The following is a 13,878-nucleotide window of genomic DNA, read 5'->3' on the forward strand; positions in this document are numbered from 1 at the left end:
TTTTCCTTTCGCCGCGAGCTTCCCTGATTTCCGATCGGTACGCGCTCAGCCGCAATGCAGCCGTCGGCGTCTAGCAAGACACCTCAATCCGGCGCATCGAAATCGGGCGTGACGGCTGCGATGTTGTATGCTTCGAGCCGCGCGGTCGGCGCGTCGGCGGCATCGAAGCTCAGGATCGTCGCGGTACCCGGCGTCACCGGAACCACACGCGAGGGCGGAAGCCCCAGGAAGGCATGGCAGGCCGCACGGATGACGCCGCCATGGACGATGGCAAGCGTGTCGCCGTTGCATTTCCTCAGGCAGTCCCTCAATCCGTCGACGATGCGGGCACAGAAATCGGCCCAAGGCTCGCCGCGCTCGGGCGTGAAGGTGCCGGCGCGCCAGGCCAGATATTCGTGCGGACGCTCCGCTTCGAGCTCGTGCTTGACGCGGCCGGTCCAGGTGCCCATGTCGATCTCGCGCAAACGCGGGTCGAGCGGGGCATCGCCATAGCCGAGCAGGCTGGCCGTCTGGCGCGTGCGGCCAAGATCGGAGACGACGACATGGTCGGGCTCCATGGCCTTTGCGAAATCGATGAAACGCTGGACCTGCCTGATGCCCCGTGGAGACAGCGGCGCGTTGTCGTGGCCCTGGAGCCTGTGTTCGGCATTCCAGGTGGTCTCGCCATGGCGCACCATTATCAATCTCATCAGTCGATCCTTTCACCAGTCATTGCAAAAACCGCACTCGGCTCCCCCAGGAAGCTGAGGCGTATCGTGTCGCCGCTCGCGGCGCGGAAGTAGCCGTCGGCCATGGCGGTAAGCCGCTTGCCGCCGCAGAAGGCCGTCACCATGGTGCGCCCTGCGATTGGCGCCGCCTCTTCGAAGCGCGCGGTGATCGCCGGCCGACCCGGCACGTCGCCGACCATCAGGCCGTGGGCGGGATAGAGAAGCTGCACCCCGTCTTGCGTTTCGGCCCGCCTGGCATCGGCCAGCCGTAACCCATCGTAGACGAGTCCGTCGCCGCTTCTTGTTACTTCGATCAGATTGGCCGGCGGCGTGCCGAGGAAGGTGGCGACGAAAGTGGTGCGCGGGTTTTCCAGCAGGTCGAGCGGCGCGCCGAACTGCTCGACGCGACCGTTGTTCAGCACGGCGACATGGCTCGCCATCGTCATCGCCTCGACCTGGTCGTGGGTGACATAGACAGAGGTTGCCCCGGTGGCCCGGTGGATGCGCATCAGTTCGCTGCGCATCTCGATGCGCAGCTTGGCGTCGAGATTGGACAGCGGCTCGTCGAACAACAGGATGCTCGGCTTGGGGCCGATGGTGCGGGCGATCGCCACGCGTTGCTGCTGGCCGCCGGAGATTTCGGCGGGGTAGCGCTCCTTCAGGGCGGAGATGCCGAGAAGGCCGAGCACTTCGTCGACGCGGGCGGTGCGGTCGGCCTTGCTCCATTTCGCCACCTTGAGCGGCCATTCGATGTTGCCGGCGACCGTCATGTGCGGCCACAACGCGTAGCTCTGGAACACCAGGCCGGCATCGCGGGCGCCCGCATCGGCGACGAGGCCGCGCGTGCCGTCGGAAACGGTGCGGCCCATGAAGGCGAACTCGCCTTCGCTCGGCGTTTCCAGTCCTGCCAGCATGCGCAGCAAGGTCGACTTGCCGCAGCCGGACGGGCCGACCAGCACCAGGAACGATCCCTGCGGCACCGAGATGTCGACATTGTCGACGGCGGTGAAGTTGCCGAAACGCTTGGTGACGTTGCGGATCGCGATCGCCGGGACGGATGTGCCGTGTTGCGAGGTCATGCGGATTTCCACTTCTGGACGCGGTTCTGCAGGCGGTGCGCCAGAAGCGTGGCGACGACGCAGAGGACGAGGATGACCATGGTGATGGCGTTGGCGAACTGCATGAAGCCTTCGGCGGCGTAGCGGTAGGCGAGCATGCTGAGGACCGGCGAGGTCGAGGTGAACAGCAGTACCACCAGCGACAGGTCGCGGACGATCTTGACGAACACAAGCAGCGCACCCGCTAGCAGGCCGCGGATGGCGAGCGGCATGATGATGGCGCCCATGCGGCGGAAGAAGCCGGCGCCGGTCAGCCGGGCACTCTCTTCGATGTCGGCCGAGATCTGGCCAAGCACCGAGCGGCCCGACTGCACGGCGTAGGGCAGCAGATGCGCCGAAGCTGCCAGCACCAGAAGCAGGAAGGTGCCGTAGAGGGAAGGCAGCGGGCCGATGGGTGCGCCGAACAGTGCGATGTAGGCGGCGGCAAAGGCGATGCTCGGGATCAGGATCGGGGTGAACGACACCTGGCCGAGGACGGTGGCGAGCACCGAACCCTTGTTGCGGGCGATGGTGTGGGCCAGCGCCAGGCCAAGCGCCATGGTGGTGAATGCCACGGTAACGGCAAGCTTCAGCGTCATCCACAAAGCCTCGATCAGTACGGGGTTGCGGAAGATGCCGGCCTGGCCCTGCGCCATGTCGGTGCCGCCTTCGCCGATCCAGAAATGCGTCGTCCAGTTGGAGAAGAGCGAGCCGTTCTGCAGCGCGAAACTCGAGGCGGTGAGGATGACTGCCGGCAGGAAGGTCGTCAGTGCGCACATCAGCACGGCGACGCAGAACAGCGGCCAGCGCCATTTGCCGAGCGGGAAGCGCTTGGTGCGCCCGCCCTTGCCGGTGACGGTGACATAGCTCTTGCGGCCGGCGACCAGGCGCTCGCCGAGCCACAGGAAGGACGCCGACACGATGATCAGCAGCAGTGCGATGACGAAGCCGCGTTCGGTCTGGCCGGTCTCGATCATGCCGAACAGGCGCGTCGACAGAGTTTGCATCCTGACCGGCAGACCGAGCAGGGCCGGGGCGGCGAAGTTGGAGACCGCGCCGGCGAAGGTGAGCGAGGCTGCGGCGACGAGCGCGGGGGTGACGACCGGCAGGATGATGCCGAAGAAGATGCGCGAACGCCTGGCGCCGGCGACTTGTGCCGCTTCGACGAGATCGGCGCCGACAGAGCTCAGCGCCGCCGAAATGACGGTGAAGGCCAGCGAATAATAATGCGCGATCAGCACGATCAGGGTCGGCAGCAGGCCCCAAGCGAGCCAGTCGGGCACGATGTAGCCGTTGGCCTCGAAGAAGCCGACCGAACCGCCAAGCCGGCTGTTGCGGAACAGCGCGCCCCAGGCAAGGGCTGCGGCAAAGCTCGGGATCATGAAGGGCAGGGTGGCGAGCAGGCCGAGCGTCTTCGGTGCGGGAACGTCGGTCAGCACGACCAGCCAGGCAAGGAAGCCGCCCATCAGGACGCATCCTGCGGCGACGCCGATGCCGAGCAGCACGGTGTTCCATAGCGGACGCCACCACAGGTTCTCGGACATCTTGCTGGCAAGCACCGCCTGCCAGGCATCGAGGCCTTCAACGGTCAGCGTCGACAGGACGATCTTGACCAGCGGCGCGATGACCAGGACGCCGACGACCAGGATCAGGACGACGGGTACGAGCGTTTCGGAGCGCAAAAAGCCTCTCCGGGACAACACGGATGTTGCAACGGCGGACATGACATTCTTTCTCGCGGAATTGAAGCGCGGGGCAACCGGACCGTGGCGACGCGGGCAGCAAGGCAAAGGGAACGGACCGGCGCCTCCCCCAAGGCGCCGGTCCGGCCGCAGTCATTGCAGCGTCAGCACCAGGTCGGCGATGCGCTTGCGGGCGGCGGCAGTCTTCACGGGATCGATGCGCCAGGCCTTGAGGTCCTTGAGCGGCACTGAATCCGGGCTGTCTTTCACCGACGGTCGTACGGCATAGTCGCCCGGCACGTTGAAGGGCTCGAAGGCCGGTCCGCCAGTGGCCGAGTCGTCGCCCATCATGAAGTCGATCAGCAACCGTGCCGCAGCCGGGCTTGGCGCCTTGTCGACCAGTGCAAGGACTGCTGGGAAGAGAATGCCATTGGAGGGCGCGACGTCGTTGGCAACCTGCAACGCCCAGCCTTCCTTTTCGTTGTCGCGGCGGTCGGAATAGGTGGCGAAGCCGACCGGCGGATTGGCCGTCGTCTTGTCGCCGATGGCCTTGTTGATGGCGTCGCTGTTGGGCACCAGCACGAGGTCGTTGGCGAATAGGTCGCGGATGAACTGCTCGCCGGCACCCTGGAGGTCGCTGTCGACGGCGATCGGCTTGCCGAACTGTGCCTCGTAGGCCTTGGCCATGTCGTCGGGCCGCAACGAGAACTCGACGAGAAGGTCAAGCAATTCGCCGCGCTGCATCGGGTCGACCATCAGGACGCGGCCCTTCCATTCCGGCGTGGTCAGTTGCCAGACATTGTTGACCGGCGCGCCATTCGGGTTGGCCGCCTCGTTGTACATCAGCACCTTGGTCGACAGGCGCTGGGTCAGCAGCGGGGTTTTGTGCTCGTCGGCGAGCTCTCCAGCCACGCGCGGCGGGATGTAGGGCACGATGCGATTGGTTTTCACCAGATCCTCGTACACGACAGGCGTGTCGGCGATGTAGAGCACGTCGACGGCGTTGACGCCGGCGGTTTGCTCGGCGACGACACGGGCGATCTGCTTGACCGAACTCATGTCGACGCCGACGAGGTCGATGCCGGGATAGGCTTCCTCAAATGCCTTCTCGACCTTGGCGATCCGGCTCGACAGCGAGAAGACGGTGACCTTGCCTTCCTTCTGCGCGAGCGGCAGCAGCTCGGCCGTGCTCATGGTGTCGAGCTCGGCAGCGCTCGCTGCCAGTGGCAGTATGGCGGCTGCTGCAAACAGCGCCCATTTCATCGACTTGAGCATATTTCCCTCCCAGGTTTCTCAATCGAATTCGTCGAACAGACCCGACAGCCGCTCCAGCGCGCCCATGACGCGGGGCTGGTGGCGGCCGGCAATGGTCAGAAGGATGGCGTTGACGATGGCAAACGGCACCGTCGGCGTCTGGAACTCGCTGCCCGATCGGCCGCGGGGTGCTGCCAGCACAAGGTCAGCTTCCGGCTGCATCATGGTGCCGGCAAGGTCGGTGACCAGCACCGCCTTCGCGCCTTGGGCATGGCAATGTTCGACAAGCGGCGCGTAGCTGGTCGGCTGCTTGCGGAAGGCGAGCGCGAGCACGAGATCGCCCTCGCGCATGCCGACGACACGCTCGGCGATGTCGCGGCCGCGGCCCTCGAGCACGACCGGGGACATGCCGAAGCGGTCGAGCCTGCGGCGCAGGAACTGGGTGATCGACTGGGCGTGGCCCTGGCCGAACAGGAAGATGCGCTTGGCCTCGACGATCATGTCGGCGGCGCGGTTGATGCTGTCCTGGGTGACGGCAAGGCGAAGGTGTTCGAGGGCCGCGATCTCGGTGCCGATCAGGTCGAGCAGGAAGTCGCCATGCTCGACCTTGGCGACGGAGCGGCGCATGCGCTCGGCGGCATCCTGGCTCTCGACCAGTTCGCGCTGCAATTGCGAGCGCAATTCGGGATAGCCCTTGAAGCCGAGTTTCTGGGCGAGGCGGGTGGTCGCCGCCTCATGCACGCTGGCGCGTTCGGCAAGCCGGGCGCTCGACAGGAAGGCGGCCTCGGCGGCGTTGTCGAGCAAGGCTGAGACGAGCCGCTGGTCGGCCTCGGTGAGGCGGGTCGAATGGCTTTTGATGCGATCCAGCAGAGTCATCATCTTGCATCCATGTTGCACTTGACTCTTATAGTGCAAGGTATCTTGCAGTCAAGTGCAAACGTGTGCAAGATCGACTTTTCTAATCTTGCAGGCCGATGGGCAGGGAAAAGAAAAGGCGCCCGAAGGGGCGCCTTATGGGAGCAGACCGGGCGATCAGCAGCCCTCGAAGTGGCTCACCTGTATTCCATATAGCCGACGAAACCGGTGATCTTCCAGCGATCGCCAGCCTTGCGGCAGAAATAGAGCGTCTGCCAGTTCAGCCGGTCGTCGCTGCCATCGGCGCGGCGAATGGTGCCGTCGAACTTCTTGCGGGCCACGGCGACGTCGCCCGTGATGTCGATTTCGGCCAGGCGCGTGGCTCGAAAGATGGCGTCGGCGAGCGGCTCGGCATAGGCGGTGGCAGCCGTCTGCGCCGCCTGGCGCAGCCACTCGTCGCGATAGACAGATAGCGTCGGGAAAGCAGCACTCCAGTCGTCGGGGTTGGCCGAGTTGTGGGCATGGACGCCGAGGAAGCGGTGTTCGTCGAAATCGCCCGACACCATCGCCCAGTCCTGGCCGACAAAGGCGGTGATGTCGCGGCGCACCAGCATCTCCCAGATCGCGGCGCGGTCCGGGTCGTTGGGGAACGGGTTTTCGGCAGTGATCATGTCTTGCTTCTCTATCTGCCGGCGGCTCATGTCGCCGGACGGAATGGCTTCGCCAGCGATGCCGGGAAGTGCAGTGCGAGCATCTGCCGGTTCTGCGAGATGATCACGAGCACGACGATCGTCGCGAGATAGGGCAGGGCCGAGAGCAGTTCGGAGGGAACGGCAATGCCCAGCGCCTGGCCCTGGAGCTGCAGGATTGTCATGCCGCCGAACAGCCAGGCGCCGAGCAGCACGCGCAACGGCCGCCAGGTGGCGAAGACCACCAGCGCCAGCGAGATCCAGCCCTTGCCGGCGGTCATGTTCTCGACCCAGAGCGGGGTATAGGCGACCGACAGATAGGCCCCGGCAAGCCCGGCCATCAGGCCGCCGAACAGCACGGCGAGATAGCGGATCCTGATCACCGGATAGCCGATGGCGTGCGCGGTCTCGGGCGACTCGCCGATGGTGCGCAGGATCAGGCCGCCCTTGGTGCGGTAGAGGAACCAGCTGATGACAAAGAACATGACAATGGCAAAATAGACCATCGGGTCGAAGCGGAAGAGCATCGGCCCGACGACGGGAATGTCCGACAGGAACGGGATGCTCATCCGGTCGAGCGCGTCGATCGGGGCCGAGCCGAAGTTGCGTCCGAGGAAGGCGGAGACGCCGGAGCCGAAGATGGCAAGGGCCAGCCCCGCCGCATACTGGTTGGTGAGGAAAGTCAGCGCCAGTACGCCGAACAGGAGCGAGGCGGCGGCCCCGCCGAGCGCGCCGGCGATGATCGCCATGGGCATGGGCAATCCGGCAATGACCGCCCAGAAGGCGAAGGCGGCTCCGATCAGCATCATGCCTTCGATGCCGAGGTTGAGTACGCCGGATTTCTCGACGACCAACTCGCCGAGGGCGGCAAAGATCAGTGGCGTGGCGGCAATGATGGTACCAGTGAAGATGGCAATGAACAGGTCCATCAGGCGTGCTCCGGAATGCGGCGAAGTCGATAGAAGATGAAGAAGTCGGCGGCGAGCAGGAAGAACAGCAATATGCCCTGGAATATTCGCGTCAATGCTGCGGACAGGCCAAGGTTCATCTGCACTGCCTCGCCACCGAGGAACAGCAGCGACATCAATAGCCCGCCGAGCACGATGCCGAAGGCATTGAGGCGGCCGATGAAGGCGACGATGATCGCGGCGAAGCCGTAGCCGGGCGAGATCTGCGGCGACAACTGTCCGAGCGGCCCGGCCACCTCCGCCATGCCCGCGACGCCAGCGGCAGCACCGCCGGCAAGCAGGCCGATCCAGACGGCCGAGGATTCGCGGAAGCCGGCATAACGTGCCGCCAGGGGGGCCGCGCCGCTGACCGACATCTTGTAGCCGAGGAAGCTGCGGTCGGTGAACAGCCACATCAGGAACACAGCGACCACGGTGATGAAGACCGAGGCGTTGAGACGGTAGGCATAGTCGAAGGGCTCGAACATCGCGGCAGCCGACAGAAGCGCCGTCTGCGGATAGTTGAAGCCTGCCGGATCGCGCCACGGCCCATGCACCAGCCACGACAGCAGAAGCGTGGCGATATAGGTCAGCATCAGGGTGACCAGGATCTCGTTGGTGTTCATCCGCGCCCTGAGGAAGGCAGGGATGGCGGCCCAGGCCATGCCGCCACAGGCGCCAGCCAGGAACATCAGCGGCAGCAGGATGGGACTCTCGGGGTTGGGATAGAACAGGCCGACGCCGCAAGCGGCGATCGCCCCGACGATCAGCTGTCCCTCGGCGCCGATGTTCCAGACATTGGCGCGAAAGCCGACGGCCAGACCGCAGGCGATGAGGATCAGCGGCGACGCCTTGAGCAGCCACTCGGAAAGTCCGTTCAACGAGTTGAGCGGGGCGATGAAGAAGGCCTGCAGCGTCACCAGCGGGTCATAGCCGAGCGTGGCAAATAACAGCGAGCCGACGACAAGCGTAAGCACGGTCGCGATGACCGGCGCCGCCACCCGCATCCTGGCGGATGGTTCCGGTCTTTGTTCAATCCTGTACCGCAACTTCGCCTCTCCCGTTGGTGCCGTTGCCGCGGTCGACCTTGGTCATCAACAGGCCGATCTCCTCGCGGTTGGTTTTTGTCCTGATCAGCGGCGGCGAAACCTGTCCCTGGCAGATGACGAGCAGGCGATCGCAAATCTCGAACAGCTCGTCGAGTTCCTCCGATATCACCAGCACGGCCGCGCCCGACCGGCTGAGATCGACCAGCGTCTGGCGGATGAAGGCTGCGGCGCCGACATCGACGCCCCAGGTCGGCTGGGCGACCAGGAACAGTTTCGGCTGGAGCGCGATTTCGCGGCCGACGATGAATTTCTGCAGGTTGCCGCCCGACAGGCTTTGGGCACTCGCCTGCGGCCCGTTGGCCTTGACCTTGAAGCGCTCGATGATCTTCGCGGCGAAGCTGTTTGCTCCCTTGCGGTCGACGAGGCCGTTTCGGACCAGACCGGTGCGATGGGCGGTCAGGACCGCATTTTGCCACAGCGCATGCGGAGGCACGGCGCCGCGGCCGAGCCGCTCTTCCGGCACGAACGCCATGCCTAGCTTGCGCCGTTCGCTGGCGTTGAGATGGGCCGCAGCCCTGCCGTCGATCTGGATCGAAAGGGCATTGCCGTGGGTGCGCTCGCCACTGAGCAGCGAGATCAGTTCGGCCTGGCCGTTGCCGGACACACCGGCAAGCCCGACGATCTCGCCGCCGCGCACCTCGAAGGAGACGTTCTTGAGCTCGACGCCATATTTGTCGCGGGCAGGGGCGGTGAGTCCGCGCACCTCGAGCACCGGCTTTTCGCTCGGCACCGACGGGCTGACATGCATCTCGGGCAACTCGGCGCCGACCATCATTCGGGCGAGTTCGAGCGACGTGCTTTGCTTGGGCCGCGCGGTGCCGGTGACCTTGCCGTTGCGCAGCACGGTCGCCGTGTCGCAAAGCTCCTGCACCTCGTCGAGCTTGTGGCTGATATAGACGATCGAGCAGCCTTCGCTGGCGAGCTGGCGCAGGGTCTCGAACAGCTTGACCACCGCCTGTGGCGTCAGCACCGAGGTCGGCTCGTCGAGGATCAGAAGCTTCGGGGCCTGCAGAAGGCAGCGTACGATTTCGACGCGCTGGCGCTCGCCGACCGAGAGGTCGTGCACCCGCCGGTGGGGGTCGATCGGCATGCCGTAGCGGTTCGACAGCTCGGTGATCTGGCGGGCAAGGGCATCGAGGTCGAAGGTGTTGGATACGGCGAGTGCGATGTTTTCGACCACGGTGACGGATTCGAACAGTGCGAAGTGCTGGTACACCATCTCGATGCCGAGTGCCCGCGAGGTGGCGGGCGTGTGTGCGGCGATGGGTTTGCCGTCGCAGTAGATCTCGCCGGAATCGGCCTGGGCCGCGCCGTAGATGATCTTCATCAATGTCGATTTGCCGGCGCCGTTTTCACCGAGCACGGCGTGGATTTCGCCCGGCATGATCGACATCGAGATGTCGTCATTTGCAACGATGCCGGGATAGCTTTTGGTGATGTTGCGCAATTCGAGGCGTGGGGGCATAGCCGGTCCTGCCATATGGGTTGGACGATGCGCAGCCATAGCCACCGGAGCCTGCGCCCCGGTGGACTTGCTAGCGTGGGGCGGAAATCAGCCGAGCTTGCCGATCATTCCCTTGACGAACCAGTTCATGCCGCGGATGTCGGCATCGGCCAGCACGCTGCCGGCCGCGACCTTGACGCTGTCGTCCTGGTCCTTCAGTTCGCCGGCATAGGGATGGACCTTGCCCGAGCCGATGTCGGCCTCGAGCTGCTTGAGCTTGGCGATGACGTCGGCAGGGATGGCTTCGTTGTAGGGCGCCATCTTGACCACGCCGCCGGCAAGGCCGTCCCAACGTGCTTCCGGCTTCCAGGTGCCGGCAGCCACACCCTTGGCGGCGCCGACATAGTCGCTCGACCAGTCGAGCGTGAAGGCGGTGAGCTGCTTGCCCGAGCCGAACTTGGCCATGTCGCTGGCGTAGCCGATCGACCATGCGCCGCCTTCGCCCGCCACCTGCACGCCGGTTGCGGTATCGGTCATCGAGCAGATGACGTCGCAGCCTTGCGAGATCAGTGTGTTGGCGGCTTCCTTTTCCTTGCCCGGATCGAACCAGGAATTGAGGAAGATGGCATTGCAGGTGATGTCGGGATTGACGCTCTGGGCGCCGAGCAGCAACGCATTGGCCGGGCCGACGATGTCGGGGATCGGGAAGCCGCCGATGAAGCCGATCTTGCCCGACTTGCTCATATGCGCGCCGGCGGCACCGGCAACGAAGGTGCCTTCGTAATACTTGGCCTCGAAGGTGCCGAGATTGGCGAGGTGGACGATGCCCGAGCAATGCTCGAAGGCGACCTTCGGGAAGCGCGGCGCCACCTTCTGCATCGGCGTGCCGTGCGAGAACGAGGTGCCGAAGATCAGCTGGTTGCCGGAGGCAGCGAGTTCGCGGAACACGCGCTCGGCGTCCTGGGGCATGAAGATGTTGTCGATGACGGTGAGCGCGACCTTGTCGCCGAATTCCGCCTTGATGGCGTCGACGCCCAGGCTGTGCTGCTTGGTCCAGCCGATGTCGGCAATCGGCGAGACGTAGACAACGCCGACCTTGAGCGGCTCCTGGGCGCTGGCGAGGCCAGCCCAGCCCCCGGTGCCGATAGCTGCGCCGGCAGCGCCGGAATATTGCAGGAATTTTCGTCTGGTGAGATTGATCATGGTGGTAACCCTCTGTTGGTAGTCGGCGCCCGGCTTCGTGCCGGGTCTATTTAGCGGCGTGGACGTGGGCGTGCGCCCCCGCTCCACCGTTATCTCCCGTCTTTTTTCGTGGTGCAGGCTTCGGCGCTTCGCCGGCCTTGCCGTCGAGATACGGCTCTAGCGCCTCGCGCGGCGTCAGTTCCGGAAATACCTGCCGGTCCATGATGTAGCCGCGCACGACGGAGCGGTGATGCGCGTCGATGAGTTCCATCGCCGGCTTGAGCCGGCCCTTTTCGAGCAGGTCTATCACGCGGGCGTGGTCGTCGAGCAGGTTGCAATAGTCGAAATCGGCGGTGATCAGCGAACGCAGCAGCGTGGTGCGGCGCACCAGCTGGGCATGGATCTCCTGCATCACCCTGTTGCGGCTGAGGCGGACGAAAACGGTGTGGAATTCCTGGCCGAGCACGTCGGCGAGCGCGTCGTTGCCGGAAGCCACGGCCTGGCGCTGGCGCTCGACATGCTGGCGCAGTTCGGCCCATCCGGCAGGCCCGAGGCGATCGCTGAGCTGGGCGGCGACGCCCTGCTCGACCAGCGTCAGCGCGTCGTAGATCTCCAGCGCTTCCTGCATGCTCGGGCGGGCAACGAAGGCGCCGCGGTTGCGCTCGATCTGGGCGAGCCCGTCATCGGTCAGCCGGATCAGCGACTGGCGGACGACGATACGGCTGACGTCGAAAATCTCGGCCAGTTCGCGTTCGCCGAGCTTGCAGCCGGGCACCAGCCGGTGATCGATGATCGCCCGCGTCAGTATGTCGGCAATGGCCTGCGAGCGACTGCTCATGGCACCTTCCTCCCCCACCAGCGCACTTTGGCTTGCTCAGCGGTCACGCACCGGCGTTGGCTGCACCTGATGTGCCGCATATCCCGAGTTACGTTTCCCATATCGGTAGTCAATCCTTTCGGCCTGTCAACCAACTTTCTCACATGGCAATGCAAATTTCCATTGATTGATATCCAATCTTGTGTTTCCAATAATGCCATAAAAGAGCTAGGTTCATGGGGAAGTGCTAGCCAGGGAGGGTGCGATGAGCATAGCTGCCCTTTGTAGCGACAGAGTTCTTCTCAACGATTGGCATGTGGTCGCCGACCTCACGAACCTGTCGGCCGCCGAGCCGTTCCAGACCCGCCTTCTGGGCGTCGACATCACCATCCATTGCCGTGGCCGCTACAACAAGGAAGTGGTCCGCAACGATACCGGTGCGCTGGTCAATTCGATCAAGCGCTACGGCTTTCTCTGGGCATGCCTCGGCACACCGGAGCGCGATATCGTGTTCGTGCCGGAGGCGGAAGAGGGCGACCGCTACCTGGTTACCGGCGGGTCGATCGCAGTCAAGGTTTCGGGCCTTCGGGCGGTCGAAAACTTCCTCGACATGGGCCATTTTCCGTTCGTCCATACAGGCTGGCTGGGCGACGAGCCACACACGGAAGTCGCGCCCTACAAGGTCGAACTGACGGCCGCCGACGAACTGGTTGCGACCGAATGCAAGTTCTATCAGCCGGTTGCCTCGCCGACGGCCAAGGAGGGCTTCATCGTCGACTACGTCTACAAGGTGATCCGGCCCTATACGGTGGCGCTCTACAAGAGCAACCCGGTGCACAAGGCCCGGCTCGACGTGATCACCCTGTTCGTCCAGCCCGTCGACGAGGACAATTGCGTCGCTCACCCCTTCCTCTGCTACCTCAAGGACGGCGTCGACCAGGCTGGAATCCGAAACTTCATGCAGTTGATCTTCGCGCAGGACAAGCCGATCCTCGAAAACCAGGTGCCGAGGCGCCTGCCGCTCGACCCGCGCGCTGAAACTCCGATCCGTGCGGATGCCGTCGCCGTCCTTTACCGGCGCTGGCTGCGCGACAAGTCTGTCACCTATGGTGCGATACCGGCGCGGATGTGAACCCGCGCCCTTAGGAAGGAACCTCATATGACCCAGACGAGATGCACGGATCAGGTGATCCTCGACCTTTGGCACCCGCTCGCGGCCGTTTCGGAACTGCCGGTGGGCGTGGTCGTCGACACCGTCCTGCTCGAAGAGCGGCTCAGCCTCGCCGCCGACAGCGCCGGCAAGGCAGCCGTGTGGCGCTCGCGTCCGGAACTTGCAGCGGACAATCCCGTCGACATCGCCGCGCTCGGCGGCACGTTGCCGGTCAAGATCGCCTACGGTTATGTCTGGACCTCACTGGGCAACCCGCCGGCCGATATCTTCCCGATCCCCGAATATGCCGAGGCCGACCGGCGCAGGCTCAATGCCGCGACGCTGGGGGTCAATGTCTCGGCGCCGCGAGCCATCGAGAATTTCCTCGACATGGGCCACTTCCCCTATGTCCACACCGACATCCTCGGCGCCGAACCGCATACGGAGGTGAAGGAGTATGACGTCGAGATCTCGGTCGACCGCGACGAGATCCTGGCCACACGCTGCCGCTTCTTCCAGCCGATGGCATCGACTGCCTCCGACGGCGGCGCCGATGTCGACTACATCTACCGTGTGCCGCATCCTTATTGCTCGGTGCTCTACAAATCGAGCCCCCTGGATGAGAGCCGTCTCGACGTGATTGCCGTGTTCCTGCAACCGGTCGACCAGGAGCATGTCCGCGCCCACATGATGCTGTGCGTGCTGGACGAGGACAATGAAGACAAGGTGATCAAGCGTTTCCAGCAGACGATCTTCGGACAGGACAAGCCGATCCTGGAAAATCAGTTCCCGAAGCGGCTGCCGCTCGATCCGCGTGCCGAAACACCGATCCGTGCCGACAAGTCGGCCATCGCCTACCGCCGGTGGCTGAGCCAGAAGGGCGTGACCTACGGGGTCATCCCCGCCGCCACCTGAGCGCCCTCAAGGCGCCAACCGACAAGATAT

Annotated in this window: 13 protein-coding genes; 2 read left to right on the plus strand and 11 right to left on the minus strand. The window is 64.6% G+C overall.

The features are described from left to right. Window positions 1-83: 83 nt before the first annotated feature. From O1Y97_RS07475 to O1Y97_RS07525, 11 genes are all read right to left on the minus strand, one after another. The gene (locus tag O1Y97_RS07475; RefSeq protein WP_108606729.1) at window positions 84-689 is read right to left on the minus strand and encodes a histidine phosphatase family protein; all 606 of its coding nucleotides are present in this window, start codon (window positions 687-689) and stop codon (window positions 84-86) included. Continuing rightward, window positions 689-1,786 carry an ABC transporter ATP-binding protein gene (locus tag O1Y97_RS07480; RefSeq protein WP_318763618.1) on the minus strand — a complete coding sequence of 366 codons (1,098 nt, stop codon included), beginning with the start codon at window positions 1,784-1,786 and terminating at the stop codon, window positions 689-691. Before O1Y97_RS07480 ends, O1Y97_RS07475 begins: the two co-directional genes overlap by 1 nt. Beyond that, window positions 1,783-3,528 carry an ABC transporter permease gene (locus O1Y97_RS07485; protein WP_318763619.1) on the minus strand — a complete coding sequence of 582 codons (1,746 nt, stop codon included), beginning with the start codon at window positions 3,526-3,528 and terminating at the stop codon, window positions 1,783-1,785. Before O1Y97_RS07485 ends, O1Y97_RS07480 begins: the two co-directional genes overlap by 4 nt. A gap of 111 nt (window positions 3,529-3,639) precedes the next feature. After that, complete coding sequence (locus O1Y97_RS07490; RefSeq protein ID WP_404801271.1) at window positions 3,640-4,749, minus strand: ABC transporter substrate-binding protein; 1,110 nt, start codon at window positions 4,747-4,749, stop codon at window positions 3,640-3,642. A 30-nt stretch (window positions 4,750-4,779) separates the two neighbouring features. Next, window positions 4,780-5,619 carry a MurR/RpiR family transcriptional regulator gene (locus tag O1Y97_RS07495; RefSeq protein ID WP_318763620.1) on the minus strand — a complete coding sequence of 280 codons (840 nt, stop codon included), beginning with the start codon at window positions 5,617-5,619 and terminating at the stop codon, window positions 4,780-4,782. Window positions 5,620-5,792: 173 nt separating this feature from the next. Then, entirely contained in the window at window positions 5,793-6,266 is a 474-nt protein-coding gene (locus O1Y97_RS07500) for a hypothetical protein (RefSeq protein ID WP_318763621.1), read from the minus strand. A gap of 26 nt (window positions 6,267-6,292) precedes the next feature. Next, window positions 6,293-7,213: an ABC transporter permease gene (locus tag O1Y97_RS07505; protein WP_318763622.1), complete on the minus strand. Its 921-nt coding sequence runs from the start codon at window positions 7,211-7,213 to the stop codon at window positions 6,293-6,295. Then, window positions 7,213-8,280: an ABC transporter permease gene (locus O1Y97_RS07510; protein ID WP_108606735.1), complete on the minus strand. Its 1,068-nt coding sequence runs from the start codon at window positions 8,278-8,280 to the stop codon at window positions 7,213-7,215. Before O1Y97_RS07510 ends, O1Y97_RS07505 begins: the two co-directional genes overlap by 1 nt. After that, on the minus strand, window positions 8,264-9,805 hold the full coding sequence (locus O1Y97_RS07515) for an ABC transporter ATP-binding protein (protein WP_108606736.1): 1,542 nt from the start codon (window positions 9,803-9,805) through the stop codon (window positions 8,264-8,266). The genes O1Y97_RS07510 and O1Y97_RS07515 overlap by 17 nt, the downstream gene beginning before the upstream one ends. Window positions 9,806-9,892: 87 nt before the next feature. Then, on the minus strand, window positions 9,893-10,987 hold the full coding sequence (locus tag O1Y97_RS07520; protein WP_318763623.1) for a BMP family ABC transporter substrate-binding protein: 1,095 nt from the start codon (window positions 10,985-10,987) through the stop codon (window positions 9,893-9,895). Between the two features lie 46 nt (window positions 10,988-11,033). Then, window positions 11,034-11,804 carry a GntR family transcriptional regulator gene (locus tag O1Y97_RS07525; RefSeq protein WP_318763624.1) on the minus strand — a complete coding sequence of 257 codons (771 nt, stop codon included), beginning with the start codon at window positions 11,802-11,804 and terminating at the stop codon, window positions 11,034-11,036. Window positions 11,805-12,048: 244 nt separating this feature from the next. On the opposite strand from O1Y97_RS07525, the gene O1Y97_RS07530 reads away from it, so the two are divergent. Next, on the plus strand, window positions 12,049-12,915 hold the full coding sequence (locus O1Y97_RS07530; RefSeq protein WP_318763625.1) for an aromatic ring-hydroxylating oxygenase subunit alpha: 867 nt from the start codon (window positions 12,049-12,051) through the stop codon (window positions 12,913-12,915). Window positions 12,916-12,942: 27 nt separating this feature from the next. Next, on the plus strand, window positions 12,943-13,848 hold the full coding sequence (locus O1Y97_RS07535; protein WP_108606740.1) for an aromatic ring-hydroxylating oxygenase subunit alpha: 906 nt from the start codon (window positions 12,943-12,945) through the stop codon (window positions 13,846-13,848). The last annotated feature ends 30 nt before the right edge of the window (window positions 13,849-13,878 follow it).

The organism is Aminobacter niigataensis (assembly GCF_946995915.1).
Lineage (GTDB): Bacteria > Pseudomonadota > Alphaproteobacteria > Rhizobiales > Rhizobiaceae > Aminobacter > Aminobacter niigataensis.

Excerpts from the sequence above, each read along its gene's own strand:
- O1Y97_RS07520 (WP_318763623.1), bottom strand. The coding sequence starts at position 10,987 with ATGATCAATCTCACCAGACGAAAATTCCTGCAATATTCCGGCGCTGCC.
- O1Y97_RS07475 (WP_108606729.1), bottom strand. The coding sequence starts at position 689 with ATGAGATTGATAATGGTGCGCCATGGCGAGACCACCTGGAATGCCGAA.
- O1Y97_RS07485 (WP_318763619.1), bottom strand. The coding sequence starts at position 3,528 with ATGTCCGCCGTTGCAACATCCGTGTTGTCCCGGAGAGGCTTTTTGCGC.
- O1Y97_RS07530 (WP_318763625.1), top strand. The coding sequence starts at position 12,049 with ATGAGCATAGCTGCCCTTTGTAGCGACAGAGTTCTTCTCAACGATTGG.
- O1Y97_RS07525 (WP_318763624.1), bottom strand. The coding sequence starts at position 11,804 with ATGAGCAGTCGCTCGCAGGCCATTGCCGACATACTGACGCGGGCGATC.
- O1Y97_RS07480 (WP_318763618.1), bottom strand. The coding sequence starts at position 1,786 with ATGACCTCGCAACACGGCACATCCGTCCCGGCGATCGCGATCCGCAAC.
- O1Y97_RS07515 (WP_108606736.1), bottom strand. The coding sequence starts at position 9,805 with ATGCCCCCACGCCTCGAATTGCGCAACATCACCAAAAGCTATCCCGGC.
- O1Y97_RS07505 (WP_318763622.1), bottom strand. The coding sequence starts at position 7,213 with ATGGACCTGTTCATTGCCATCTTCACTGGTACCATCATTGCCGCCACG.
- O1Y97_RS07500 (WP_318763621.1), bottom strand. The coding sequence starts at position 6,266 with ATGATCACTGCCGAAAACCCGTTCCCCAACGACCCGGACCGCGCCGCG.
- O1Y97_RS07535 (WP_108606740.1), top strand. The coding sequence starts at position 12,943 with ATGACCCAGACGAGATGCACGGATCAGGTGATCCTCGACCTTTGGCAC.
- O1Y97_RS07490 (WP_404801271.1), bottom strand. The coding sequence starts at position 4,749 with ATGAAATGGGCGCTGTTTGCAGCAGCCGCCATACTGCCACTGGCAGCG.
- O1Y97_RS07495 (WP_318763620.1), bottom strand. The coding sequence starts at position 5,619 with ATGATGACTCTGCTGGATCGCATCAAAAGCCATTCGACCCGCCTCACC.